Below are 24,606 nucleotides of genomic sequence, written 5' to 3'. Positions count from 1 at the left end.
ATGACGTTGACCGATGCGCTGGTCCGGGCTGCCACCGTCGTACCAGGTCAGGGTGTGGTCCACGTCCGTGGCGGCTTCACCGGCTACGCCGAATTGTTCGCCGACGCGCTGCGCATCGGCGGCGGCCTACGCGAGGCCGGGCTGAAACCCGGGGATCCGCTGCTGGTGGTGGCCGACGACAGCGCCGACTTCCTGGGCCTCTTCTGGGGCGCGATCGTCGCCGGGGTCGTACCGGTGCCCCTGCCTCCGGAACCGCACCGACTCGCCGCCGTCAGCCGCCACCTCGGCGACCCGCCCTCGGCGGGCGACACCGCGACGCCCGGCGCCACCTTGCTCTCCCCCCGCGACCTGCGGTCCGCCCTCCCGTTGCCCACCCCTCATCCGGTACGCCCGGACGACCTCGCCTTCCTCCAGTTCTCCTCCGGTAGCACCGGTGCGCCGAAAGGCGTCGAACTCACCCACGCCAACGTCGTCGCGAACCTTGAGCAGGCAGCCCGCACCGGCAGGGTGACCAGCGCCGACGTCGTGGTCACCTGGATGCCGTACTTCCACGACATGGGTCTGATCGGCACTCACCTGGTGCCGCTGCACGCCGGGTGCCGCCAGGTCCGCATCAGCCCGCTGGCCTTCGCGAAACGTCCCGAGATCTGGCTGCGCACCGCCGCCGAACACCGTGCCACCGTTCTGTCGGCGGCCAACTTCGCCTTGGCGCTCGTCAACCGCCGGGTCTCCGAGGAAACCCTGGACGAGCTGGACCTCAGCAGCGTCCGCCTGCTGATGGTCGGCGCCGAGCCCATCTCCCCGTCCGTCTGGGACACCTTCGCCTCCCGGCTCCGCCGGGCCAGGCTCACCCCCAGCGCCATGCAACCGGTGTACGGCCTGGCCGAAGCTACCGTGGCGGTCGCCTGCCCTCCACTGGACGAGACCGCCTCTCCCGTCCACCTCAGCCGGGCGGCTCTGTCCCGCGGCGTCGCCCTCCCGGCCCCGACAGCCACCGACCCCGCCACCGTCACCCCTACCGTTCCGGCCGCTGGCGTTCCCATCTCGGACGTGCCCGCTTCGGGAGCGTCGCCGGACTCCGGGCGCGCGGCCGCAGTGTCGCTGATGGATGTCGGCTTCCCGGTGCCCGGCTGTGAGCTGCGCATCGTCGACGACGCGGGCCTGGTGCTGGAGGACAGCCTGGTCGGCCACATCCAGGTCCGCGGCCCGAACGTCACCCGGGGCTATCACCGGGATCCCGCGGCTACGGCAGCCGCTTTCGACGGTGACTGGCTCCGAACCGGAGACCTGGGCTTCCTGCGTGCCGGCCGCCTCTGCGTGACCGGCCGGCACAAGGACGTCCTGTTCGTTCACGGCCGGAACTTCCATGCCGCCGACCTGGAGGAGATCGCGTCCGCGACACCGAGCCTCGGTTCCGGTCCGGTCGCCGTCGTCGGCGTCACCGATCCGGTTCAGGGCCGGGAACAGGTCGTGGTCTTCCTCTCCGCTCCCGCGGTCCGCCCCGATCCGGTCGCCCTGCCCGCCCGGGTTCGAGCGAGGGTGTCAGAGGCCCTTGCCTACGGCGAGGTCCGGGTCGAGGTGGTCCCCACGGGCGCCTTCAGCCGGACCACCAGCGGAAAGCTACGCCGCCAGCCGCTCCGCGACCGCCTGATGACCGCCGGCGCGCCTTCCGGGCGGGCGCCGCAGCCGTCGCCGGCGCACCCGGACGTCCCGGGCTCCCCGCCGGCGCACCCGGATGTCCCGGGCTCCCCGCCGGCGCACCCGGATGTCCCGGGCTCCCCGCCGGCGATTCCCGGTCGATCGCCGATACCCACGAGGGCGCCGAGTTCGGAGCGGCGAGCCGGAGACCTCGGTGAAGGCGAGCCGGACCGGCGAAGTCCACAGCCCGGCCGTTCCGACCCCACCCCCAGCGATCCAGGCATGGGCATGGGCGTGGCTGCGCCGCGGAGCCGAGCCGACGTCGAGCGAGTCGTGCAGGCCATCTGGGCCCGTGTGCTGCGTGTGTCGGCGGACACGATCGGGCCCGAAGACCGCTTCCTGTCGATCGGCGGATCCTCACTGGCGGCGATGGAGGTGTTGGCAGGACTGGAGGACGCGTTCGGCCACCTCCTTGATCCGGCCATGCTGCGGGATTGCGCGACCGTGCCCGCCCTCGCCGATCGGCTGCTGGCCGGCGAGGCCACAGGGACGCTGCTTCGCCCGTCGCCTGCTGCCGGATCACCCGAACCGGTTCCAGTTGTCAGGTCCATGCCGCACACCGTGCCGGGGACTGACGAGGCGACGGCGACGCGCGGGCATGGCGCGGTGTCCGATGGATCTGCGGTGGCAACCCAGACCCAGGGTCACGAGAGGCAGAGGGAGCGGGGAGCCGCGTCCTCTGCCGAGGAGAGGCGCGAGGAGACGCCGCAACCATCGGCGCGAATGGGAGCGGCGCCGGATGCGAACCCGGAAGGCTGGGGGCCGGGGCATGGTGGCGGCCGCGGAGAGTTGGCGGTCATCGGGATGGCGTGCCGGTTTCCGGGGGCGGACACGCCGGAGGAATTCTGGGACAACCTGGTGGCCGGGCGCGACAGCGTCACGGCGGTGACCAGGTGGGCCGGTGGCGGGCACGGCGCCTTTCTGGCGGATCCGGCGCTGTTCGATGCTGGGTACTTCGGTATCAGCGACGAAGAGGCACGGCTCATCGACCCGCATGCCCGGATCTTCCTCGAGCTCGCCCACGAGGCGCTGGAGCGGGCCGGATATGCCGGCCCACGCCGCAAGGACCGGCGGATCGGGGTCTTCGCCGCCGTCGGTGAAAGCGGGTTTCCGGAGATACTGGCCGGAGCCGGAGCCGGAGCCGGAGCCGGAGCCGGAGCCGGAGCCGGAGCCGGACCCGCTGGGCCGTACGCGCTGACAGGCTCTCTCCGTAACCTGATCGCCGCCCGCGTGGCGCATCTGCTGGATCTTCGCGGTCCTGCCGTCGTGGTCGACACCGCCTGCTCGTCGGCGCTGGTGGCGCTGCATCTGGCTCGCCTCAGCCTGGCCGCCGGGGACTGTGACATCGCCGTCGTCGGCGGAGTCAGCCTCAACCTGACCGCCACCGGTGAGTCGCTGCTCGGTGCCGCCCAGGCGCTGTCACCGACCGGCCGCTGCCGGGCTTTCGCGGCAGGCGCGGACGGGTTCGTACCGGGTGAGGGCGGGGCCGCCCTGGTCCTGACCCGGCTCGCGGACGCCGGCTCCGATCATGTGCTGGCCGTGGTCCGCGGCACCGCTGTCAACAACGACGGCCGCTCGCTGAGCCTGATGGCGCCGAATCCGCTGCTCCAACAGGAGGTGATCGTGGACGCCTATCGGACCAGCGGCGTCGATCCGGCCGACGTCACCTACATCGAGGCACACGGCACAGGCACCGCGGTCGGTGATCCGATCGAAGCGCGGTCCCTGGCGTTCGCGTTCCCGCCCCGCCTCGACGGACGCCCCCGGCTGCTCGGCTCGGTCAAGACGAACATCGGTCACCTGCTCAATGTGGCGGGATTGCCCGCTCTGGTGAAGGTGATCCTGGCTCTGCGTCACCGGGAACTGCCACCGTCGCTGCACTACGACCGGCCGTCGCCCCGTTTCGACCTGGCCGCTGCCGGCTTCGAGATGGTCACCGGGCGTCGTCCTTGGACTGGTTCTCTCGTCGCTGGTGTCAACGGGTTCGGGTTCGGCGGCACGAACGCCCACGTCGTCCTCGCCGCCGCGCCCAGCGGAAAGGTCGCGGACGGGCCGCATCGTCCCGCGCTTTCGGCGCAGCCCGTCGCGGTGCTGCCGTCACCTCTGGATCGGTCTGGTGAGGCGGTGGCGGCTGGGCCGCATCTTCTGACGCTTTCGGCGCGGTCGGGGGCCGCGCTACGAGCGGCGGCCATCGAGCTGGCTGCCCACCTGCGGGAGCATCCCGGGCTACGGATGATGGACGTGTGCGCCACCGCGTCCACCGCGCGAGACGACGGCCCGTACCGGGTCGCTCTGGTGGCAGAGAATGATCTTCCGGCGCGGTTGGCCGGGGTGGAGCCCGGTCCACCGCTCGGCCGGCACGCCCGGGCGGCTTTCCTCTTCGGCGGGCAGGGCACGCAGCGGCCTGGCCAGGGCGCTGATCTCTATGCCACCGCACCCGTGTTCCGCGCGACCCTCGATGAGGTGTCCGCGGCGGCCGGCCCCATCGCCGGCCGCACCCTGGTCGACTGGTGCACCGACCCGGGCGTCCCCGCCGCGGAACTGGCCCGCACCGAGGTGACGCAACCGCTGGTGGTCGCCTTCGGGGTGGCTCAGGCCGCGCAACTCGCCGCCTACGGGATCCGGCCCGCCGCGGTCGCCGGCCACAGCATCGGCGAACTGGCCGCGGCCGTCTCCACGGGCCGTCTCACCGCGGTCGAGGCCGTTCTGCTGGCCGCCGAACGCGGCCGGCTCACCGCCACTCTCGCCGAACCCGGCGCCATGCTCGCTGTAGCGGCCTCCGCCTCCGACATCGCCGCCGTCCTCGCCCAGCCCTCGACCGACCCCGAAGATCCTCCAGCCAAGGACGGCTCCACCCCAGCGTGGGCTGTCGGGACGGGGCATTCGGCCGGGGCCGGATTGCGGCTCGGCCCAGCCGCCGATCAGCCGGAGCAACAGGAGCAGGGAACAGCTCACCTCTCAGCGTTCGGGGTGGTCGTCGCGGCTGAGAACGCCGTGAACCGGGTGGTCCTCGCGGGTTCTCGGGAAGCGATCGAGCGAGTCGCTGACCGGCTGAGTACCCACGGTGTGGTCACACGCCGTCTCGCGGTCTCGCACGCGTTCCACTCTCCGGCGATGAACCCGATCACCGAACCTCTCGGCCGGCTGGCGCCGCCGTCCCGCCCGGCTGCGATTCCGCAGCTCAGTACGGTGACCGGGGAATGGGGGGCGTCCTTCGACGCCGCCTATCTGGCGGCACACGCGGTGCGCCCGGTCCGGTTCGCGGCCGCGGTCGCTCATCTGCGCGGCGCCGGTTTCGACACCATGGTCGAGGTGGGCGGTTCGGTCACCCTTTCTTCTTTCGTGCGAAGAACGGCGACCCCCCAAGCAGATGTACGCGAAGCGAACGCCCCCCAGCCAGATGTGCGGGGAACGACTGTCCTGAGTGCGGGATTGAACGCCACGGCGCTGCTGACGACTGCCGGTGCCCTGTGGCTGCGCGGTGTTCCTCTCGACCGCACCCACCTTGACGCGGGGGCTCGCCGCGTCGGCCTCCCGACCTACCCGTTCCAGCGGCGCCGCTACTGGATCACCGACCCGCCCGGCCCAGTCCTGTCGGTGCCCGTCTGGATCGACGCGCCCTTTTCCCACCGGGAGCCGGATCGGCGGACGACGCATCCCGCCGCAGACGGGTCTTCCGGACCGGTTCGTCTGGTGGACGCCTCACCCGTGGGAGCGGGTCGCGGGGCGGCAGTGGGCTCTGGCGTGCCGGCTGGCTTGGTGGGCGTCTCGCCTGTGAGAGCAGATTCCGAGGCACGCGTGGGGTCTTCCGTGCCGATCCGTTCGGTGGACGTCTCGCCTGGGGGAGCGGCTTCCGGGCAGGGAGTGGGGTCTTCCGTGCCGATCCGTTCGGTGGACGTCTCGCCTGGGGGAGCGGCTTCCGGGCAGGGAGTGGGGTCTTCCGTGCCGGTCCGGCCGGGGAGTGCCTCGCCCGTGGGATCGGCGGTGACGGTCCTGGTCGCCGATGCCGGAGGGGTGGAGGCCGCGTTCGGGGCGATCACTGCGGCGCCCACGGACGGGTTTCTGCTGGTCGTGACACGTGACCTCTATGCGACCGGGGCGGAGCGGCCGGATCCCGGGCATGCCGTCTGGGCGGGGCTGGCCATGGCCTTCGCCGATGAGAATCCGCGCGCTGGGGTCCGGATCGTCGATCTCTGCTCGGACGAGACGGAGGAGGCGCAGCGCGCAGCCGTCGACGCCGAAACAGCGGTGCCGGCGGCTGCCGGGCCCGCGGAGATCGTCGCCTGGCGGGGTGGACGGCGGTTGACGCGGGTGTTCGTGCCGGCGGAGGACAGGGCCGAGCATGCTCCGGGCGGTGGCGGTGGCGGTGGCGGTGGCGGTGGCGGTGGCGGCGCGGCGCTGAAAGCGGCACGTCGTCGGGCGCTGCCGGTGGCGGACGCTCAGGCGCTGGCCGTGCCAAGGGACGGCAGCTATCTGATCATCGGTGGGGCTGGGGCGGTCGGTGCGGAGATCGCCCGGTACCTGGCTCGGCGCGGCCGGCCCCGGCTGCTCCTCGCCGGGCGGTCCTCCGAACCCGTCGCTCTCCTTGATGAGCTGAGGGAACTCGGGGCCACTGCCGAGTACCGGGTGACGGACGTGACCGTCGCGGCGGATGTCGCCACACTGGTGAACGGCCGTGATTTCGATGTGGTGGTTCAGGCCGCCGGTGTGGTGCGGCCAGGCAGCTTGCGGGCCAAGACAGCGGATGAGGTGACCGCCGGACTGGCCGCCAAGGCGACCGGGACGGTACTGCTGACCCGTGCGCTCGGTGACCGGCATCCGCTTGTCGTGGCACTCTCCTCGATCTCGTCGGTGAGGCCCGGACTGGCCGGCGCGGTCGGCGACTACGTCGCGGGCAATGTCTTCCTGGATGCCTTCGCGGCGGCTGAGCGGGCCGCCGGCCGGCCTTTCGTAGCGGTCAACCTGCCGGCGCTCACGGGCGGAGGCCTCGCCGCAGCCCACACCCCCGCCCGCGGTCTGCCAGCCGGCCGCCATCAAGCCGGTACAGCTCAGACGAGCGGTCCGGGTTCGTCGGGCGGTCCGGGTTCGTCTGGCGCTTCGGGTTCGTGGGATGGTCTCGGCTTGTCGGGCGGTTCGGGTGTGCCCGGCGGCCCGGGCGTTCCGGGCTTGTCGGGCGGTCCCGGTTCGTCCGGCGGTTCCGATGTGTCCGGCGATCTCGGCCTGTCCGGCGGGTCAGGGGTGTCGAGCGGTCTGGGTCCGTCGAATGGTTCGGGTCCGTCGGATGGTTCGGGTTCGTGGGACGGCCTCACCGTGTCGGGCGCTTCGGATCTGTCGGATGGTCCGGATTTGTTCGGCATGCCGAGTGGTCCGCGGATGTTGAGCGGAGCCGGCAGTCCAGGTGCTTCCGCCAGTCCGGGTAGTCGGAGTGGCCTGCATGGGGTTGGTTCGGCTGTTGACGGCTCGCTGCCGATCGAGCAGGTTCCGGAAGTGCTCTGGGCCGCGGCCGGGCTCGGTGCCGCCCAGGTGCTGGTGACCGCGCCCGAATCGGGATGGGCCGCCGCCGATCAGGCGGTAGCCGGCCGGGGCGCACTCGCATCTCGGCCGGCGCTGATGCGCCGGGGCGTCTCTGCGTCGCGATCGGCCGAAAAGAGCCCGCAGGCGGCTGCCCGGAAGATGGCCGGAGGGCGAGCGGCCGGCCCGGAGCGGCTTGAACCAGGGCCAGCCGCAGCAGAAGCGGTCGAGCCTGCGGCGAGCAGGTGGGACGTGGCCGAGTCTGCGGCGGGTGCGTCGAGCGCGGCCGAGTCTGCGGGGGGTGGCTGGGGGCGTGCCGAGTTGGTGGCGGTCGTCCGGGAGTTGTTGGCCGGTCCGCTGGAGAGAGAAGCGGAGTCGATCGGGGTGGACGAGCCGTTCCTGGCATTGGGACTGGACTCGCTCACGGCCGTGGACCTGGTCAAGGAGCTGGAGAAACGGCTCGGGCGGACGTTGTCGACGACACTGTTCTTCGAACATCGGACGATCGGGGAACTCGCCGGGCAACTGGCGGGTTCCGGGGCGGTGATGTTCCCGTTCAGCCCGGTGCAGCGGGCCTTCGTCACGACGGGGCGGCTCTATCCGGAGGTTCCGGCCTATGCCTATGTGCGGCAGACACTGGGTGGGACGGTCGACGCCGAACGGCTGGGACTCGCGTTCGCCGAGTTGGAGCGGCGGCATCCGATGCTGAGGGTGCGGTTCGGGACGGACGGGCAGTACTTCGTGGCCCCCTGCGGTCGGCGACCGGAATGGTTCACGGTCGTCGACCTGATGGACCCGGCTGCCCCACCAGCGGCGGTGCGGATCAGGGCAACGAACGAACCTCCGGCGGTGTGGACCGGGCCGGTTGGCGAGGCCTCGGCGACGTGGACTGTGACGGCGGGCGAAGCCCCGGGGGCGTGGACTGGAGTAGCGAACAAGCCTGCGGTGTCGTGGCCGGGGGCGGTCAGCGAGGACTCGGCGGCGCGAACCCAGGCGATGAACCAACCTCCGATGGGGCGGAGCGGAGCAGCGTGCGCAGCACCGTCGGGGTCTAGTGGAGCGGCGTGCGCGCTGCCGTCGGGGTCGAGCGGGGCGGTTGGCGAGAGCTCGGTAGCGGGGACCGGGTCGGTGGGCGCGGACGGAAGGCCGGCGACCGCCGGGCCGCGGTCGGTGGAGGAGCTGGATGCCGAGCTGCGGAATCGGCCGTTCGATCTGACTCGTGAGGCGCCGGTGCGCGCGGTTCTCGTGGTGACTGCGCCGAATCTGGCGCATTTGATCGTGGTGGTGCATCACGCGGCGGGTGACGGATACAGCATCGCGGTTCTCGGGGACGAGCTCTGGGCGCTCTACGGCGGGGAAGCGCTCGGGCCCGCTCCGACGGTGACGTTCGCCGATCATGAGGCTCGGCGGCGTGGGCCCGCGATGGCCGATATCGACTACTGGCAGAGGGCCCTGGCGGGATATCCGCGGCTTCGGCTGCCGTTCGACGGGGATGCCGAGGAGGAGCCGCGGGCGCCTTTCGCCGTACACCAGAGGGTTGTGGAAGCCGAGGTCGGTGAGAGGTTGACCGCGACGGCCCGCGCCGCCGGGGTGTCGGTTTTTCATCTGTTGCTGGCCGGCTATGTGCGATGTCTGGCGCGGTGGAGTGGGCAGGAAGCCGTGCCGGTGTCGGTGGCTCGGGCCGGGCGGGAATCCCGGATGGCGGGTGTGGAGCGGATGGTCGGGCCGTTCGCCGACACGCTGCCGGTCCTCGCCCACGTGCGGGCCGGGGAGCCGGCTGTCGCGCTGGCGGGGCGGCTGCGTGATGTCTGGCTCGCGGCAGAGCAGCACGGGTCGGTGTCCACCATGGATCTCGCGCGGATGTCGGCCGCCGGTGGGTCGGGACCGCGGACGGCGAGTCCGGCGGGTTTCAGCTTCGCGCGGTTCCCTGGTGCGGGGAAGGCCGGGGCGAATGTGCTGGCCACGACGGCGGGGACGGCATCGGCGGCCACCCGGCTGGGGCTGGTGTGCTTCGAGGCACGCGGGGCCCTGCACTTCTCGTGGAACTATCCGGTGGGCCTGTTCCGGGAAGCGACCGTCGAACGGTTCGCCGAGGAGCACCTGGCGGAGATCATCTCGCTGGCGGGGGAGCCGGCGACGGCGTCCGAAGCACGTTCGGCGCGAACTGATGTCGACCTGCCGGTAGTGCGGACTGATGTCGACCTGCCGGTGGCGGGGGCTCATGAGGATCTGTCGGCGGTGCGGGGTGATGGGGGTTCGCCTGCCGGGGCCTCAGTGGTGGAACGGATCCGGGAGCAGTGTCGGCGTACCCCGGCTGGGGTCGCGGTGATGACCGATGGCGCGGCGCTCACCTATCGGGAGATGGACGTCGCGTCCGACCGGCTCGCCGGAAGGCTGGCGTTCGGTGGGACCCGGCGGATCGGGCTGCTGACCAGCGCCGGGGCGGACACCGTGATCGGCGTGGTCGGAATCCTCAAGGCGGGTGCGGCGTGGGTGCCGATGGACGCCTCGCATCCACCGGCCCGTCTGGCGGGCCAGCTCAGCCGGGCCGGTGTTGAGGTGGTCGTCCATGACACCGGCACCAGCTTCGCGGCTGAAGGGCTCGGCCGACGTGGATTCACGCTGGTGGAGGTAGGTGCGTCGACCGAGGGCGCGCCTGTGAAAGCGGGCGCGGCGGCGATCGACGGAGCACGCGCATCAGCGAGCACGACGCCGGGTGCGGGGGCGGGCGATACGGCGTACGTCATCTTCACGTCGGGGTCGACCGGTCGCCCGAAGGGCGTCGCTGTCAGTCACCGGGCGATGTGCGGCTATCTGGACTGGGCGATCTCCGCCTTCGGGTACCGGGAAGGCGATCGGCTGGCGCAGACCGCGTCGATCTGCTTCGACGCCTCGGTGCGGCAACTGCTCGCACCGCTGCTGGTCGGCGCGACCGTGGTGGCCTGGGATCGGGACACGGTACGCGACCCGGAACTGCTGGTGCGGCGGCTGGAACGGGACCGGGTGACGGTGTGGAGCTCGGTGCCGGCGCTGTGGGAACGGGTGCTGACGGCCGCCGAGAGGAGCGGGGCCGATCTGTCGCGGCTGCGGTGGGTGCACGTCGGTGGGGAGGAGTTGTCGCCGGCGCATGTGCGGCGGTGGTTCGACCTGCTCGGGCCGGGGCAGCGGATCACCAACCTGTACGGGCCTACCGAGACGACCATCAACGCGACCTGGCATCTCATCGACGTGCGGCCCGGAGACGAGGTGACCCGGTTGCCGATCGGGCGGCCGGTCGGCGGTGCGGTCGTCGAGGTGGTCGCGGCCGGCGGGCGGGTGTGCGCGGACGGGGAGATCGGGGAGCTGTACATCGGCGGGACAGGGCTGGCGGACGGGTATCTCGACGATCCGGAGCAGACGGCGGCGGCGTTCGTGGAACGGGACGGTCGGCGCTGGTATCGCAGCGGAGACTTGGCGGCACGCGATGCCGACGGGGTGCTGTGGTTTCGCGGGCGGGCCGACGACCAGGTGAAACTACACGGGTACCGGGTCGAGCCGGGTGAGGTCGAGGCGGTGTTGCGACAGCATCCGGCGGTGGAGCGGGTCGCTGTGCGGGTCGAGGGACGGCGGCTGGTCGCCTGGGTGCAGTCGTCGTCCGTGGACGGGCCTTCGCTGCGGGCCTACCTGGCGGGGTTGCTGCCGGACTATCTAGTGCCGGGCCGGTTCGAGGTTGTGGGGCAGTTACCGCTGACCGCCACCGGGAAGATCGACAGGGCGTCGCTCCGGGTGGTGCCACCCGCCGAAGTCCCGCGAGGTGAGTGGACCGGCCATGGCGAGCGGACCGAACGGGCCGGTCAGGGTGAGCAGGACGGCCGAGACCAGCGGGGCCGGCCGGAGACCGCGACCGAGCAACTGCTCGCCGGGCTGTGGGCGCGGCAACTCGGTGTAGCGACGGTCGGGCGGGAAGACGACTTCTTCGCGCTGGGCGGTGACTCGATCGGGGTGCTGGAGCTGTTCACGAGCCTGGCCGGGCACCGGCCGGTGCTGCCCCGGCCCACGGTTCTGTACCGGCACCGGACCCTCGCCGAACTGGCCGCCGTGATCGATGCGGCAGCGGTCGATGTGCCGGTCATCGAGGTGCCGGTGGCGGCGGAGATGGGTGGCCCGGCGACGGCCGGGGACTTCCCGGTCACCCTCACACAGCGGGGATTCCTGCTGGCGGACGCGATGGGGACGCCGCCGACCTGGCTGGCGGCGCCGCGGCTGCGCGGGCCCCTCGACCTGGAGCGGTTCCAGCGGGCGGTGGACGTGCTCGTGGCGCGGCATCCGATGCTGCGGACGGTCTTCCCGCCCGACGTGCGGCCGCCGGTGCAGCGGGAACTGCCGTCCGCCCGGCTGACCGTCGGCTACGACCCTTCGCCGCGGGCGCTCGACGAGGAGCTGGCGTCGGAGCGGGAGCACCGCTTCGACCCGGCGGAATGGCCGCTGGTGCGGTTGCGGCTGCTCCGGTACGGGCCGTCGGAGCATGTGCTGCTGACGCACGCGCATCATCTGGCCGGTGACGGCTACAGCGTCGCGCTGCTGATGCGTGAGCTGCTGGCGGCCTATGACGGGCACCGGCTGGAACCGTTGCGGGCGACGTTCCGGGACTACGTGGCGCTGCTCGCGAACCGGACGGCCGAGGTGGCGCCGCACGACGGTGGGCCGATGAGGGCCGGGGGACCGGTCACCACGGCCGGTTTCACGGTGGGCGCGCACGATGTGGCGGTGCTGCGGGAACGGGCCGCGGCGGTGGGCGCCACACCGTTCGTGCCGGTGCTCGCGGCGTACCGTCGTGCGCTCGCGACGGTGACCGGCAGTCCTCGCCCGGTGATCGGCGTCGCGGTGACCGGTCGTGATCACGCCCTGCCCGATCTGGGCCGGATCTTCGGGCCGTGTGCGACAGCGGTCGCGGTTCGCCCCGATCCCGGCGCCGGGCTGACCGAGGTGGCGGACGCTGTCACCGCCGCCCGGGCCGGAACGTTCACGGCGCCGCGCGGGTGGCGGTACTTCTTCACCTATCTGGATTTCGGGGCGCTCGGTTCTCCGGAAGGCGAGACTCTGCGGTTGACCTGGGACGATGCGGACGCCGAACTCGCCGTCCCACCCGGCACCGACGTCTTGCTGGCGGTCCGTCCCGTCGACGGCGGGCTTCGCCTGACGCTGCGTTCCCGCCTGCCGCGGGAACGGTTGACCCACATCGCGCGAGCGCTGTCCCGCGACCTTGAGACAGCGCCAAGGACAGAGCCGATGACAGAGCCGATGACAGAGCCGATGACAGAGCCGATGACAGCGCCGATGACAGCGCCGATGACAGCGCCGAAGGCGACGGCGATGACAGCGGCTACGGCAAAGACAGCGACGGAGGCTACGGCAAAGGCTGCGGTGAAGTCTGCGGGGCTGGATGCGGGCCTGGTCGGTTACCTACCGGCGCCGGGGCAACTGGCCACCCTGGCCGCAGCCCTCCCGCAGGAGATCCGGCGGGTGCTGCCCGCCCTGGACCGGGAGACCATCCGCACGATGCTGTTCCCCGACCGCCGGCCGCGCCTGCTGGAGACCGTCGACACCCCGCTGGGCCGGTCGGGTTTCATCGCCCTGCCCCGGTTCGCCGACGAACTGAACCACGCCGACCTGGCGGAACACGCGGCGGCAGCGGTGGACCTGGCCGCCTCGCACGGCGCCCGGACCGTCTCGCTGGCCGGCATGATCCCGGCGAACACCGGCTACGGGACGGCCGTTTCCCCGTACCTCCGCTCCGGCGCTCACCTCACCACCGGGCATGCGGTGACCGCCGCGGCGGTCGTCCGCACCGTTCTTTCGGCGCTGGCCGCCCGAGACCGCAAGCTGGGGGAATGCGTCGTCGCCGTGCTCGGCATGGGGTCGATCGGCACGTCTTCGCTCAGCCTGCTGCTCGCCCGGGCGGCCGAGCCCCCGGCCGCGTTGATCCTCTGTGACGTGCCGGCGGCCGTCCCGCGTCTCACCGAGACGGCGTCGGGGATCGCGGTTCCGGTGGAGATCGTGACGGATCCTCAGGGCGTCTACCGGGCGGACGTCATCATCGCCGCGACCAGCAGCGGCCCCCGCACCCTCGACGTCGATCGCCTGCATCCCGGCACGATCCTGGTCGACGACTCGTTCCCGCACTGCTTCGACACCAGCCGCGCTCTGGCCCGGATGCGTGATCGCGGGGACGTGCTGATCGTCGGCGGTGGCCTGCTGGACTGCGGACGGACCGGCCGGGAGGCGGCCCCGGGGCTGCCGTCGGTGAAACGCCACCTGCCGGGGTCGATCGCGTCGTGCCAGCTGGAGTCGCTGCTGCACGCCGCTGTCCCAGGACTGCCCCTGGTGCGTGGCCCGGTGACGCCCGGTGACGCCGCCGCTTACTGGGATGCGCTCGACGCCGCCGGCGTGCGGGCGGCCCCGCTGCACCTGCTGGACCAGCGACTCGACGCCGGGGGCCGGGGAGAATGAGGAGTCACTGCACCAGCGGCTCGACGCCGAAGGCGACGTCCAGGCGGTAACGGTCGCCCGCGTACCGGGACTCGCTGAGTTCCAGCGGCCGTTCGTGCTGGTCGAGGATCAACCGCTCCTCGACCAGCAGCGCCGAACCGACCGGAACCCCGAGTTCCCCCGCGTCCTCAGCGGTGGCCGCCTCCGCCCGGATCGTCGCGGTCCCGTGCACCGGTGTGTGGCCGAGAGCGACGAGCGCCTCGTGCACCGACTTGGACAGGTCGGCGGCGAGCAGGTCGCCGACCGTTCCGGGGTACATTGCCCGTTCGAAGGCGATCGGTTCGTCGTCGGCGAACCGGACCCGGTGGATGGCGAACACGTCGCCCCTGCGCAGCCGCAGCCGGGTGGCCTCCACTGTGGTGGGCGGGCGCAGTTCGGCGACCACGACCTTGGCCCAGGGGCGTTTACCCTGCTTGCGGATCTCTTCGCTGAGCCGGATGAGGTGGTCGGCCCGGCGCGGGCCGCTGGGTACGGCGACGAACGTGCCGCGCCCGGGCGCCCGGTAGACGAGGCCGTCGTTGACGAGCTGGGTCACCGCGGCACGGGCGGTCATCCGGCTGACGCCATGTTCGCGGGCGAGTTCCGGTTCGGACGGCAGCGGGTCGTGTGGCCTGGACTTCGCGATCCGTGCGCGCAGCTCCTGTTCGATGCGGAAGTAGCGCGGCGAGAAATCGGGGTCCCCGGACATGCCGCACACCTTACAGATCCCCGAATCCTGTCTAGACAACCACCTGTCTATACAACTACTGTCCAGTAGCATGAACTTCACCGTGCCGCAGATCGCGAAGATGATCGACCACTCCATCCTCCGGCCCGAGTTCACCCTGGAAGACGTGCGTGAGGGCTGCGCTGTGGCCAGGAAGTACGACGTCGCCTCGGTGTGCGTGCGCCCTTGCGACGTGCCGGTCGCCGCGGAGCTGCTGCGCGGCACCCGAGTCGCCGTCGGCACGGTGATCGGATTCCCGCACGGTGACAGCCCCACCGAGGTCAAGGTCGCCGAGACCGAGCTGGCCGTGCACCAGGGCGCCACCGAGATCGACATGGTGCTCAACATCGGCTGGCTGCGCTCCGGCGACATCGCCGCCGTCGAGCACGAGATCGGCCAGGTCGTGAAGGCCGCCGGCGCCGCGCACGTCAAGGTCATCCTGGAGACGGCGTACCTGACCGACGAGCAGAAACTCGCCGCCTGCTGGGCCTCCGAGCGGGCCGGCGCGGCGTTCGTGAAGACCTCCACCGGCTTCGCGCCCAAGGGCGCCACCATCGACGACCTCGCGCTGATGCGCTCGGCCGTCTCGCCGAAGGTGCAGGTCAAGGCCTCCGGCGGGGTGCGCAGCCTGGACACCATGATGGCGATGGCCGCGGTCGGCGTGACCCGCTTCGGCACGTCTTCGACGACCGAGATCCTCCAGGACCTGGCCCGCCGTCAGGTCGCGGTCTCCGCCGGTCGCGCTTGATCCTCCGGGGTACGCGGTGAGCACGCCCGTCGCCGGCTCGGCAGCCGTCCGCATCGTCCGCCGATGTCCGGTGAGCCGAGCCTGGTGATCAGCTTTATGCTGAGCCGATGCTGCAGCGGTACGACGAGCGCAACGCCGACATCCTCTACTGGGTCAACGGGAATCTGCTGCACCGCGACCAGCCCGGCCTCTCGCCGTTCGACTCGGTGGTGCAGGGCGGCGACGCGGTCTGGGAGGGCCTGCGCCTCTACCGGGGCTCGATCTTCGGGTTGACCCCGCACCTGGCCCGGTTGCGGAAGTCGGCCCTGGCCCTGGGCTTCAGCGACATCCCCACCGATGTCGAGATCACCGACGCGATCACGGCCACGCTGCGGGCCAACAAGATGAGCGACGGGGTGCACATCCGGCTCACCCTGACCCGCGGCGTCAAGGTGACCAGTGGCATGGACCCGCGGCTCAACCGGGCCGGCCCGACGCTGATCGTGCTCGCCGAGTACAAGCCGCCGGTCTACGACACCGGCGGCCTGACCCTGGCCACGTCGAGCATCCGCCGCCCGTCGCCGGACGTCCTGGACCCGAAGATCCACCACAACAATCTGATCAACTCGATCCTCGCCAAGATCGAGGCGAACGCGTCCGGCGCCGACGACGCCCTGATGCTGGACCAGCGCGGGTTCGTCGCCGAGACGAACGCCACCCACCTGTTCGCGGTGATCGCCGGAGCCCTGGTCACCCCGACGACGGTCGCCTGCCCCGAGGGCATCACCCGCCAGACGGTCCTCGAACTGGCCGCCGTCCACGAGATCCCCGCCGTCGTCCGGGACGTGTCTCTGACCGAGATGTACGCGGCCGGCGAGGTCTTCTGCACCGGCACCATGGGCGAGATCGCCGCCGTCACCACGATCGACGGCCGGCGGATCGGCAACGGCGAGGTCGGTCCGGTCACGGCCCGGCTCGCCAAGATCTATCAAGAGCATGCGGCGGCGTACGGGACCCGCCTGATCCAGGTCTGAGGACACCGGCCACGCGCGACGGTCGGCCCGGTGGTGATGCCCAGCGCGTCGAGCCTGGGGCGCCGTCCGCCCGTGGCGGTCAGCCGGTGGTGACGCCCGGCGCCCTCGGTGACCCGCGCCGATCCATCGTCGGTGGATGCGGGATTGACATGGCGGGCGGGTGGTTCACAGGCGGTGGGCGGCGAGTTCCTCGTAGTAGGGGCGGGCCGCCTCGACCAGGGGGCGCAGGCGCTCCGGGACGTCGGCGGGCCGCGGGTCGTACGGGGCGAAACCGGTGGAGGCGTGCACCGACGCGTACCAGTGGGGCGCCCACACGCCGTCGTCGGGGCGCGGGCCGGGCGCCCAGGTGAGCATCGCCGGGTCGAAGGCGAAGCCGAGGCCGGCGCAGAGGAGCCGCAGGGTGCGCTCCGGGTCGCGGAGCACGTCGGCGGCGTCGACGACCGGGCCGCCGAAGGCGCGGAAGATCTCGGCCTGTTGCGGGTAGCCGAGGTCTTCGAGAGTGGGCTCGCCGCGGACCTTCGCATAGGAGGCGACCACGTGTTCCGGGTCGCGGATCAGGAACGCGTGGGTGAGCCGGCCCAGCCACTCCCGGCCGATGCCGGGGAGCAGGTGGTGGGTCATGTGCTTCTGGTAGAAGACCGCCGGGTCGCCGGGCAGCGGGCCGGTCAAGGCGTCCGCAACGTCCTGCCAGCGGGCCGGCTGGCTGGTCAGGATCTCCTCACGCCCAGGGTGATCGAGACCGGTCACGGTCAGGTAGTGGGCGTAGAGCGGCTCGTCGCAGACCACGGTGTCGGCGCGTGAGCCGAAGCTGCGCATCATGGCCGTCGAGATGTTGCGCGGACCTGACCACATCGCGACCCGGATCGTCATCCACCCATGGTCACACGTGTCGCGGTTGTCGCGGGGTGTGCCCCGGCCGGCTGTCCCGGGTCCGCACGGGTGTCGGAGCTCAACGCCAGGTGCCCGATGTGGCGGCGCCCGCTGATGGGCCGGATCCGCGTCGCTCATGCCCGCATCCTGAGCGGTCCGCACCGCATATGTCAATCTCGGCCTATCGGTTTACTAGGATATGGGAAGGCGGTTGACGAGCCGTGCGATCGCAGCGCACCGTCGGTGGTGCGAGCCGGCCGGCGCGTGACCCCGGGCATCACGCGCCGGGTCCGGCTCGTCAGTGCGGCGACGCTGCCGCGCTCTCTGATCACGAAACGCATTGCGATGGAGGCCCGTCATGACCTTGCAGACCATCCCCGCCGGCACCGTGGACGCCGACCTCTTCCGGCAGTTGCTGCGCCGGCACGCCGCGGCCGTCGTGGTGATCACCGCTCCGGGCGAGCCGGCCACCGGCTTCACCGCGACCTCGTTCACGTCGGTCTCGCTCGACCCGCCGCTGGTCTCGTTCTGCCTGGCCCGCACGGCTTCGGCCTGGCCCGCGGTGGAGGCCGCCGACACCGTGGCGGTGCACGTGCTCGGCCAGGAGCAGGAGCACGTGGCGCGCACCTTCTCGGCCCGCGGCATCGACCGGCTGGCGGAGCACGGCGCGTGGCGGCCCGGCCCGGAGGGGGTGCCTCTGCTCGACGGCGTGCTGGCCCGCCTGGTCTGCCGGATCGTCGACCGGGTGCCGGCCGGTGACCACACGATCGTGCTGGCCACCCCGCTGACTGGCGAGCACGGCTTGGGTGAGGCGTCGACGCCGCTGGTGTACCACTCGGGCCGCTATGTCGCCCTCAACCATGGCCGATAGCGAGCCGCCGATCGCTGCCCCGGCTGCGCGTCGTACCGGGTTCGCCGTGGATCGGTCCGTTGATCTGTCTCGGTCACCAGGGCTCGGGCTGCTCGATCTCCAGGCCCCCGCGGTGAGGGGTCGTGACATTCCCTCGGCCGGTGTCGGCAGCGCCTCGACACATGCGGTCGAGCAGGCGTTCACCAGGAGCGGCAGCACGTCCGTGGCCACCCGCGACGACACCCACACCGAGGACGGCCTCAGGGACACGCGGTTCCTCGCCGGCCGGAGCAGCGACAGGGGCCGTCAGGCCATCACCGGTTGAACGGCGACGGCCGTCACGTGACGGCATCGTGCCAGAGGTAGGCGGCCAGTCCCAGAGCGGCGACGGCGATCACGATGCGCAGCGGGCGTTCCGGGATGCGGCGGACCAGCGCCGGGCCGATCCAACTGCCGACCAGGCAGCCGGCGCCCAGCAGGAGGGCCGCCGTCCAGTGCACCGGGGCGATCACCGCGTACAGGATCGCGGCCGCGAAGTTCGCGCCACACAGGACGATGCTCTTCACGGCGTTGGTGACCGCCAGCGGCTCGACGATCGACATCGACAGCACGGCCAGCATCAGGACGCCCGCCGCCGCCCCGAAGTAGCCGCCGTAGATGCCGATCAGGAAGACCGCCAGACCCAACGGAGGCTGAGCGAAGCGGCCCTTCGGCCGTGTGTACCAGCCTCGCAGCCGGTCGCGGAGCAGCAGCACGGCCGCGGCGAGAGCGATCAGCGCCGGCACGATCCGCTCGAACACCGACGAGGTGGTGTTCATCAGCAGCACCGCTCCGGTGGTGCCGCCGAGCAGGGCGAAGACGCTCTGCCGCAGGATCCGGGCGCCCTGCCCGCGCAGCTCGCGCCGGGAGCCGAGGGCCGAACCCGCGCCGCTGGCCAGCAGGCCCACCGAGTTGGTGACGTTGGCGGCGATCGGCGGCAACCCGACCGCCAGCAGCACCGGATAGCTGATGAGTGACGCCAGCCCGGCCATCGACCCGGTCAGCCCGGAGCCGACACCACCCGCCACGAGCAGCACCGCATGATCGAGTTGCACGAGCCAGCTTATCGACCCGTCCGGCCGCACACCGGCGGGAGCGGTCTTGGATTCGTCACCCGGCCCGAGTCCGGCTGCCCGGTCGGCCCGTACTGGCGGGAGGGGTCTCGGATTCGTCACCCGGTCCGAGCCGGCCGTCGGTGGCATGGATCTGGTCGCGTATCCCGCCGTCTGCCGCGGGCGACGGCAGGCGGCGGGAGGGGACGCGGAGCGCCGGAGAGCGGCGCCGCGGTGTCAGCCGAGGAAGAGGGGCATGGCTTCCCTGAGTTGCGCGCGCCAGTGCGACAGTGGCGCGATGCCCACCTCTGACCAGCGGGAATGGCCGAGCACGCTGTAGCTGGGCCGGCGTGCCGGGCGGGGGAAGCGGTCGCTGGTGGTCGGGCGGACCCGGGACGGGTCGAGGCCGGCCTCCTCGAAGACCGCCCGGGCCAGGCCGAACCAGGTGGTGGAGCCGGTCGCGGTGCCGTGGTAGGCGCCGGGTGGGGCATGGCCGGCGACCGCCGCGTGGGACAGCGCCACCAACTGGTGGGCCAGGGCGTAGGACCAGGTGGGCGGGCCTTCCTGGTCGTCGACGACGTCGAGGGTGTCGCGGTCGGCGGCCAGGCGCAGGATGGTCCGGACGAAGTTGGAGCCGTGTTCGCCGTAGAGCCAGGCGGTGCGGACCACGTAGCCGCCGGCCGCCAGAACGGCCGTCTCGCCGGCCGCCTTGCCGCGACCGTAGGCGTTGACCGGGGCGTGCGGGGCGTCCTCGGGGTACGGCGCGGTGGCGTCGCCGCCGAAGACGTAGTCGGTGGAGATGTGGATCAGTCGTTTGCCGGCCTCGGCGGCGAGGATCCCCGCGCCCACGCCGTTGATCGCGGTGGCGGAGTCCTCGTCGGCCTCGGCGCCGTCCACGTTCGTCCAGCCGGCGGTGTTGAGGACGATGTCCGCGTCGGCCACCGCCCGGCGGACCTGCCCGGGGGAGGTGACGTCCAGTTCGGCGCGGGTAGCGGCGACCACCCGGGTCTCGCCCTGCTCGGCCAGGACCCGCTGGAGGTCCCGGCCGAGCATGCCGCCGGCGCCGGTGATCAGCCAGCGCAGAGCCGGCCGTTCGTCCGGCGGCAGCGGGACGGAGGAGACGGTCATCAAAGACCGGCCCGGGCCTTGAGCGGTTCCCACCAGGCGCGGTTGTCGCGGTACCAGGCGACCGTCGAGGCCAGGCCCTGGTCGAGGGTGACCTGCGGCGCGTACCCGAGCTCGTCGCCGATCTTGGTGATGTCCAGTGAGTAGCGGCGGTCGTGGCCCTTGCGGTCGGTGACCGGGCGGACCATGTCCCAGCCGACGCCGCACGCCTCGAGCAGACGGCCGGTGAGTTCCTTGTTCGTCAGCTCGGTGCCGCCGCCGATGTTGTAGACCTCACCGGAGCGGCCCTTCTCCAGTACGAGCTGGATGCCACGGCAGTGGTCGGAGACGTGCAGCCAGTCGCGGATGTTGCCGCCGTCGCCGTAGAGCGGGACCGGCTTGCCGTCGAGCAGGTTGGTGACGAAGAGCGGGATCACCTTCTCCGGGAACTGGTGGTCGCCGTAGTTGTTGGAGCAGCGGGTCACCACCACGTCCATGCCGTGGGTGCGGTGGGCGGCGAGGGCGAGCAGGTCCGAGCCGGCCTTGGAGGCGGCGTACGGCGAGTTCGGCGCCAGGGGCCACGTCTCGGTCCACGAGCCCTCGTCGATCGATCCGTAGACCTCGTCGGTGGAGACGTGCACGAACCGTCCGACGCCGGCGGCGCGGGTGGCGTCGAGCAGGATCTGCGTGCCCAGCACATTCGTGGTGACGAACGGCAGAGCGCCCGAAATGGACCGGTCCACGTGTGATTCGGCGGCGAAATGCACTACCGCGTCGTGACCCGGAAGCAAGTCGCGTAGGAGGTCGGAATCGGAAATGTCGCCCTGCACGAATCGCAGTCGCGGATCCGACACTGGCAGGTTGGAGCGATTACCCGAATAGGACAACAGATCCAGAACGGTCACCGAGGCACCGGTCGCACCCGGAAACTCGTCCTGCAAGAGGGCCCTGACGTAGGCCGATCCGATGAAACCGGCACCACCGGTCACGAAAATCTGCACGGGTAGGGAGTGTAGTCCCAAGCCGAGCATTGACTATTGTTCCCCGGTGCGCGGAATTCTGCTTGCCGGTGGCACCGGCTCAAGGTTGTGGCCGATCACCATGGCCATGTCCAAACAGCTCATGCCCATCTTCGACAAGCCCATGATCTACTACCCCCTCACTACGCTGGTGTCGGGCGGGATCCGCGAGGTCCTGGTGATCACCACGCCCGAGGACCGGCCGCACTTCGAGCGGCTGCTGGGCGACGGCAGCCGGTTCGGGCTCGAGCTGAGCTACGCGGTGCAGCCGAAGCCTGACGGGATTGCCCAGGCATTCCGGATCGGTGCCGATTTCATCGGTAATGACCCGGTGGCGCTGATCCTTGGCGACAACATCTTCCACGGCGTCGGCCTGGGCCGGCAGCTGGCGAAATTCGCCGAACCGGCCGGTGGGCGGGTGTTCGCCTACCCGGTGGCCGACCCGGAGCGGTATGGCGTGGTCGAGTTCGACGGCGCCGGCCGGGTTCTGTCCATCGAGGAAAAGCCCGAAAAGCCCAAGTCCAACTATGTGGTGCCGGGTCTCTACTTCTACGATGCCGACGTGGTGAAGATCGCTGACCAGCTGCGGCCCAGCGCCCGTGGTGAGCTGGAGATCACAGCGGTGAACGAGGAGTACCGGCGTCAGGGCCGGCTCGACGTGACGGTGCTCGACCGTGGCACGGTGTGGCTGGACACCGGGACCTTCCAGTCGATGGTCCAGGCGTCCGAGTATGTCCGGGTGATCGAGGAGCGACAGGGTTTGAAGATCGGTTGCGTGGAGGAGGCCGCCTGGCGGCTCGGCTTCATCTCTGACGACGAGCTGCGCCGGCTGGCGGTTCCGCTGCTCAAGAGCGGGTACGGCCAGTACCTGGTCCGCCTCCTCGACGGCGGTGTGTGGTGAGGATCCGTCCGCTGTCGATCGAGGGCGCCTTCGAGATCACTCCGGCGCAGCACGGCGACGACCGGGGCCGCTTCCTGGAGTGGTACCGGTTCGACCGCCTGGCCGAGGCTGTCGGCCGCCCGCTCGACCTGGCCCAGGCGAACCTCTCCACCTCGGCCGCGGGCGTGGTGCGGGGTGTCCACTTCGCTGATGTTCCTCCTGGTCAGGCCAAGTACGTGACCTGCGTGTCCGGCGCGGTGCTCGATGTGATCGTGGACCTGCGGGTGGGGTCGCCCACGTTCGGCTCCTGGGAGGGCGTCCGGCTCGACGACGAGGACCGGCGGGCGGTCTATCTGACCGAAGGCCTGGGGCACGCGTTCTGTTCGCTGACCGAGGGCGCTACTGTGGCGTACCTCTGCTCGACGACCTACCGTCCCGGGCACGAGCACGGCGTCCATCCGTTGGATCCGGACCTGGGCATTGCCTGGCCGGTGGCGGAGCCCGTACTGTCCGCCAAGGACGCTGCGGCGCCGACGCTGGCGGAAGCCGGAGCGAAGGGTTTACTGCCTGATTACGAGGCGTGTAACAAGTACGTCAAATCGTTGCGTCGGATTGACGACAGCCGATAACCGCCTTTCGCGGGTCCGGTTCGGACGCCAGGGGACACATCGGTTCCCGGCATCGTCCGAATCGCCAACCCTGTCAAACGGAAAGGTGTAGCGCGGACGGGGACGCGTTGAGAGTCTGTCTCATGTGTCTCGCGGGTTTCGCCTGCGGGAAGTTTTCTGCCGGGCGTGTCCGAGCGCGTCGGCGAGGAAGTGGATCATGAGTCGGTCGCAGCCGATGATGGGGGCCTGGCGTGCAGACAATTGAATCCGTGGAGACCGTTGACCTGGCGGCGACGGTTTCCCAGCTCAAGGCCCGGTCGCGTGCCAGTGCGGCGCGCACCGGGTGGCAGGGCCGTTATGCCCTGACCCTCTATCTCATAGACTTCGTGGTGGGCCTCAGCGCCGCCTCGTGGGCACTCCTGCTGCGGTTCGGCGCCGAGGGTGTCGCACCGCATCAGCGCGACTACCTACTGCTCACGATGCTGCTGCCGATCGCCTGGATCGTCTGCCTCGTGTTCAACAGAGCGTATGAGTCCCGTCACCTGTTTGTGGGCACGGAAGAGTACGCGCGGGTATTCCGTGCGGGATTGGCGCTCACCGCCGGCCTCGCCATTGTTTCCTTCGCATTCGATCTGCGCCTGGCCCGCGGTTATGTGAGCATCGTCATTCCGCTCGCGATCGTGGTCGACCTGGCCGCCCGGTTCGTCTTCCGGCAGCGGCTGCACCGGTCCTGGGCCCGTGGCCAGCGCCTGCACCGAGTCGTCCTGGTCGGTCACGACCGGGCCGTCGTCGACATGACCCGCCGCCTCAGCCGGGAGCGCTACCACGGTCTCGGCGTCATCGGCGCCTGCCTGCCGCCGGCCCCGTCCCGCACCCGGACGCTGGCCGGGATGCCCCCCGTCTACGGCAACTTCGACGACGTGGCCACCGCGGTCGCCCGCTCCGACGCCGACACCGTGATCGTGCTCTCCTGCCCGGAGATCGACGGCCCGGCCCTGCGCCGTCTCGCCTGGCAGCTGGAGCGCAACGAGGTCGACCTCATCGTGGCCAGCACGCTGGTCGACGTCGCCGGCGACCGCACCACGATCCGCCCGGTCGACGGCCTGCCGATGCTGCACGTCGAGCACCCGCGGCTCAAGGGCAGCGCCCGCGTGGTCAAGGAGATCTTCGACCGGGTCGGCGCGATGCTGCTGATCCTGCTCGCCTCCCCGGTGCTGGTGATCGTCGCCGGACTGGTCCGGTTCGGCCGCAACGGCCGCGGCCCGGCCATCTTCAAGCAGGAACGGGTCGGCAAGGACGGCAAGCCGTTCACCCTCTACAAGTTCCGCACCATGCAGGTCGACGCGGAGGCCCGGCTCTTCGAGCTGGGCGACCTCAACGACAACGACGGCGCGCTGTTCAAGATGCGCCAGGACCCGCGGGTCACGCCGGTCGGCCGCTGGCTGCGCCGGTTCTCGATCGACGAGCTGCCCCAGCTGCTGAACGTGGTGAAGGGCGACATGTCGCTCGTCGGCCCGCGCCCGCCGCTGGCCAAGGAGGTCGCCGACTACCCGGCGGACATGCTCCGCCGGCTCGTGGTCAAACCCGGTCTCACCGGCTTGTGGCAGGTCTCCGGCCGCTCCGACCTGTCGTGGGAGGAGTCGATCCGGCTCGACCTGACCTATGTCGAGAACTGGTCGCTCGTCATGGACCTGGTCATCCTCTTCCGTACGGTCAGTGCCGTGGTTCGCAGTTCAGGCGCTTACTGACCGAGCCTGTCGTTCGCACACCCACCCGGTATCGCCGCATCGGCGGCGGTACCGGGTAGATCTTTTTCCGGGGGTACGACAACCGGCCCGAGGTGTTCAGGCGGGTCATTCCTGGCGTCGTCCGCCCGCCTGAACGACGGCTCGTCGTTCCGGTACCCACCCTAGGCGGGGCCCTGCCGCGGCGTAGACGGGTTTTCGGGCCCCGCACACCTGGCTGAGCGACGGGTGCCGT

General features: G+C 71.2%; 13 protein-coding genes. 8 read left to right on the top strand and 5 right to left on the bottom strand.

Annotated features, from left to right (window positions below; genetic code table 11):
• Positions 1 to 13,698, top strand: a complete 13,698-nt coding sequence (locus QLQ12_RS24345) for a non-ribosomal peptide synthetase/type I polyketide synthase (protein ID WP_282762739.1) — start codon at positions 1 to 3, stop codon at positions 13,696 to 13,698.
• A gap of 4 nt (positions 13,699 to 13,702) precedes the next feature.
• Here QLQ12_RS24345 and QLQ12_RS24340 read toward each other — a convergent pair whose 3' ends face one another.
• On the bottom strand, positions 13,703 to 14,425 hold the full coding sequence (locus QLQ12_RS24340) for a GntR family transcriptional regulator (RefSeq protein WP_282762738.1): 723 nt from the start codon (positions 14,423 to 14,425) through the stop codon (positions 13,703 to 13,705).
• 70 nt (positions 14,426 to 14,495) lie between these two features.
• Between QLQ12_RS24340 and deoC the strand changes: the two genes are divergently transcribed.
• Complete coding sequence (gene deoC, locus QLQ12_RS24335; protein WP_282762737.1) at positions 14,496 to 15,191, top strand: deoxyribose-phosphate aldolase; 696 nt, start codon at positions 14,496 to 14,498, stop codon at positions 15,189 to 15,191.
• A 107-nt stretch (positions 15,192 to 15,298) separates the two neighbouring features.
• Positions 15,299 to 16,204: an aminotransferase class IV gene (locus tag QLQ12_RS24330; protein WP_282762736.1), complete on the top strand. Its 906-nt coding sequence runs from the start codon at positions 15,299 to 15,301 to the stop codon at positions 16,202 to 16,204.
• 165 nt (positions 16,205 to 16,369) lie between these two features.
• On the opposite strand, the gene QLQ12_RS24325 is transcribed toward QLQ12_RS24330, so the two are convergent.
• Positions 16,370 to 17,074: a sulfotransferase-like domain-containing protein gene (locus tag QLQ12_RS24325; RefSeq protein ID WP_282762735.1), complete on the bottom strand. Its 705-nt coding sequence runs from the start codon at positions 17,072 to 17,074 to the stop codon at positions 16,370 to 16,372.
• A 358-nt stretch (positions 17,075 to 17,432) separates the two neighbouring features.
• On the opposite strand from QLQ12_RS24325, the gene QLQ12_RS24320 reads away from it, so the two are divergent.
• Positions 17,433 to 17,945, top strand: a complete 513-nt coding sequence (locus tag QLQ12_RS24320; protein ID WP_282762734.1) for a flavin reductase family protein — start codon at positions 17,433 to 17,435, stop codon at positions 17,943 to 17,945.
• 112 nt (positions 17,946 to 18,057) lie between these two features.
• Complete coding sequence (locus QLQ12_RS24315; protein WP_282762733.1) at positions 18,058 to 18,249, top strand: hypothetical protein; 192 nt, start codon at positions 18,058 to 18,060, stop codon at positions 18,247 to 18,249.
• Positions 18,250 to 18,262: 13 nt separating this feature from the next.
• Here the strand turns inward: QLQ12_RS24315 and QLQ12_RS24310 are convergent, their stop codons facing one another.
• The 3 genes from QLQ12_RS24310 to rfbB form a co-directional block, all read right to left on the bottom strand.
• Positions 18,263 to 19,018, bottom strand: a complete 756-nt coding sequence (locus QLQ12_RS24310) for a sulfite exporter TauE/SafE family protein (RefSeq protein WP_282762732.1) — start codon at positions 19,016 to 19,018, stop codon at positions 18,263 to 18,265.
• Positions 19,019 to 19,252: 234 nt separating this feature from the next.
• Positions 19,253 to 20,143 (bottom strand): dTDP-4-dehydrorhamnose reductase, encoded by an 891-nt coding sequence (gene rfbD / locus QLQ12_RS24305; RefSeq protein ID WP_282762731.1) that lies wholly within the window; start codon positions 20,141 to 20,143, stop codon positions 19,253 to 19,255.
• Complete coding sequence (gene rfbB / locus QLQ12_RS24300) at positions 20,143 to 21,120, bottom strand: dTDP-glucose 4,6-dehydratase (protein ID WP_282762730.1); 978 nt, start codon at positions 21,118 to 21,120, stop codon at positions 20,143 to 20,145. The genes rfbD and rfbB overlap by 1 nt, the downstream gene beginning before the upstream one ends.
• A 46-nt stretch (positions 21,121 to 21,166) precedes the next feature.
• Between rfbB and rfbA the strand changes: the two genes are divergently transcribed.
• The 3 genes from rfbA to QLQ12_RS24285 all read left to right on the top strand — a co-directional run bounded on the left by rfbA (position 21,167) and on the right by QLQ12_RS24285 (position 24,374).
• On the top strand, positions 21,167 to 22,039 hold the full coding sequence (gene rfbA, locus QLQ12_RS24295; RefSeq protein WP_282762846.1) for a glucose-1-phosphate thymidylyltransferase RfbA: 873 nt from the start codon (positions 21,167 to 21,169) through the stop codon (positions 22,037 to 22,039).
• Positions 22,036 to 22,647: a dTDP-4-dehydrorhamnose 3,5-epimerase family protein gene (locus QLQ12_RS24290; protein ID WP_282762729.1), complete on the top strand. Its 612-nt coding sequence runs from the start codon at positions 22,036 to 22,038 to the stop codon at positions 22,645 to 22,647. Before rfbA ends, QLQ12_RS24290 begins: the two co-directional genes overlap by 4 nt.
• A gap of 248 nt (positions 22,648 to 22,895) precedes the next feature.
• Positions 22,896 to 24,374: a sugar transferase gene (locus tag QLQ12_RS24285; protein WP_282762728.1), complete on the top strand. Its 1,479-nt coding sequence runs from the start codon at positions 22,896 to 22,898 to the stop codon at positions 24,372 to 24,374.
• Positions 24,375 to 24,606: the final 232 nt, after the last annotated feature.

Source organism: Actinoplanes sandaracinus, from assembly GCF_030009775.1.
GTDB classification, from domain to species: Bacteria; Actinomycetota; Actinomycetes; order Mycobacteriales; family Micromonosporaceae; genus Actinoplanes; species Actinoplanes sandaracinus.
Note: the sequence above shows the minus strand (reverse complement) of the source record. Positions and strands in the feature narration are given on the sequence as shown.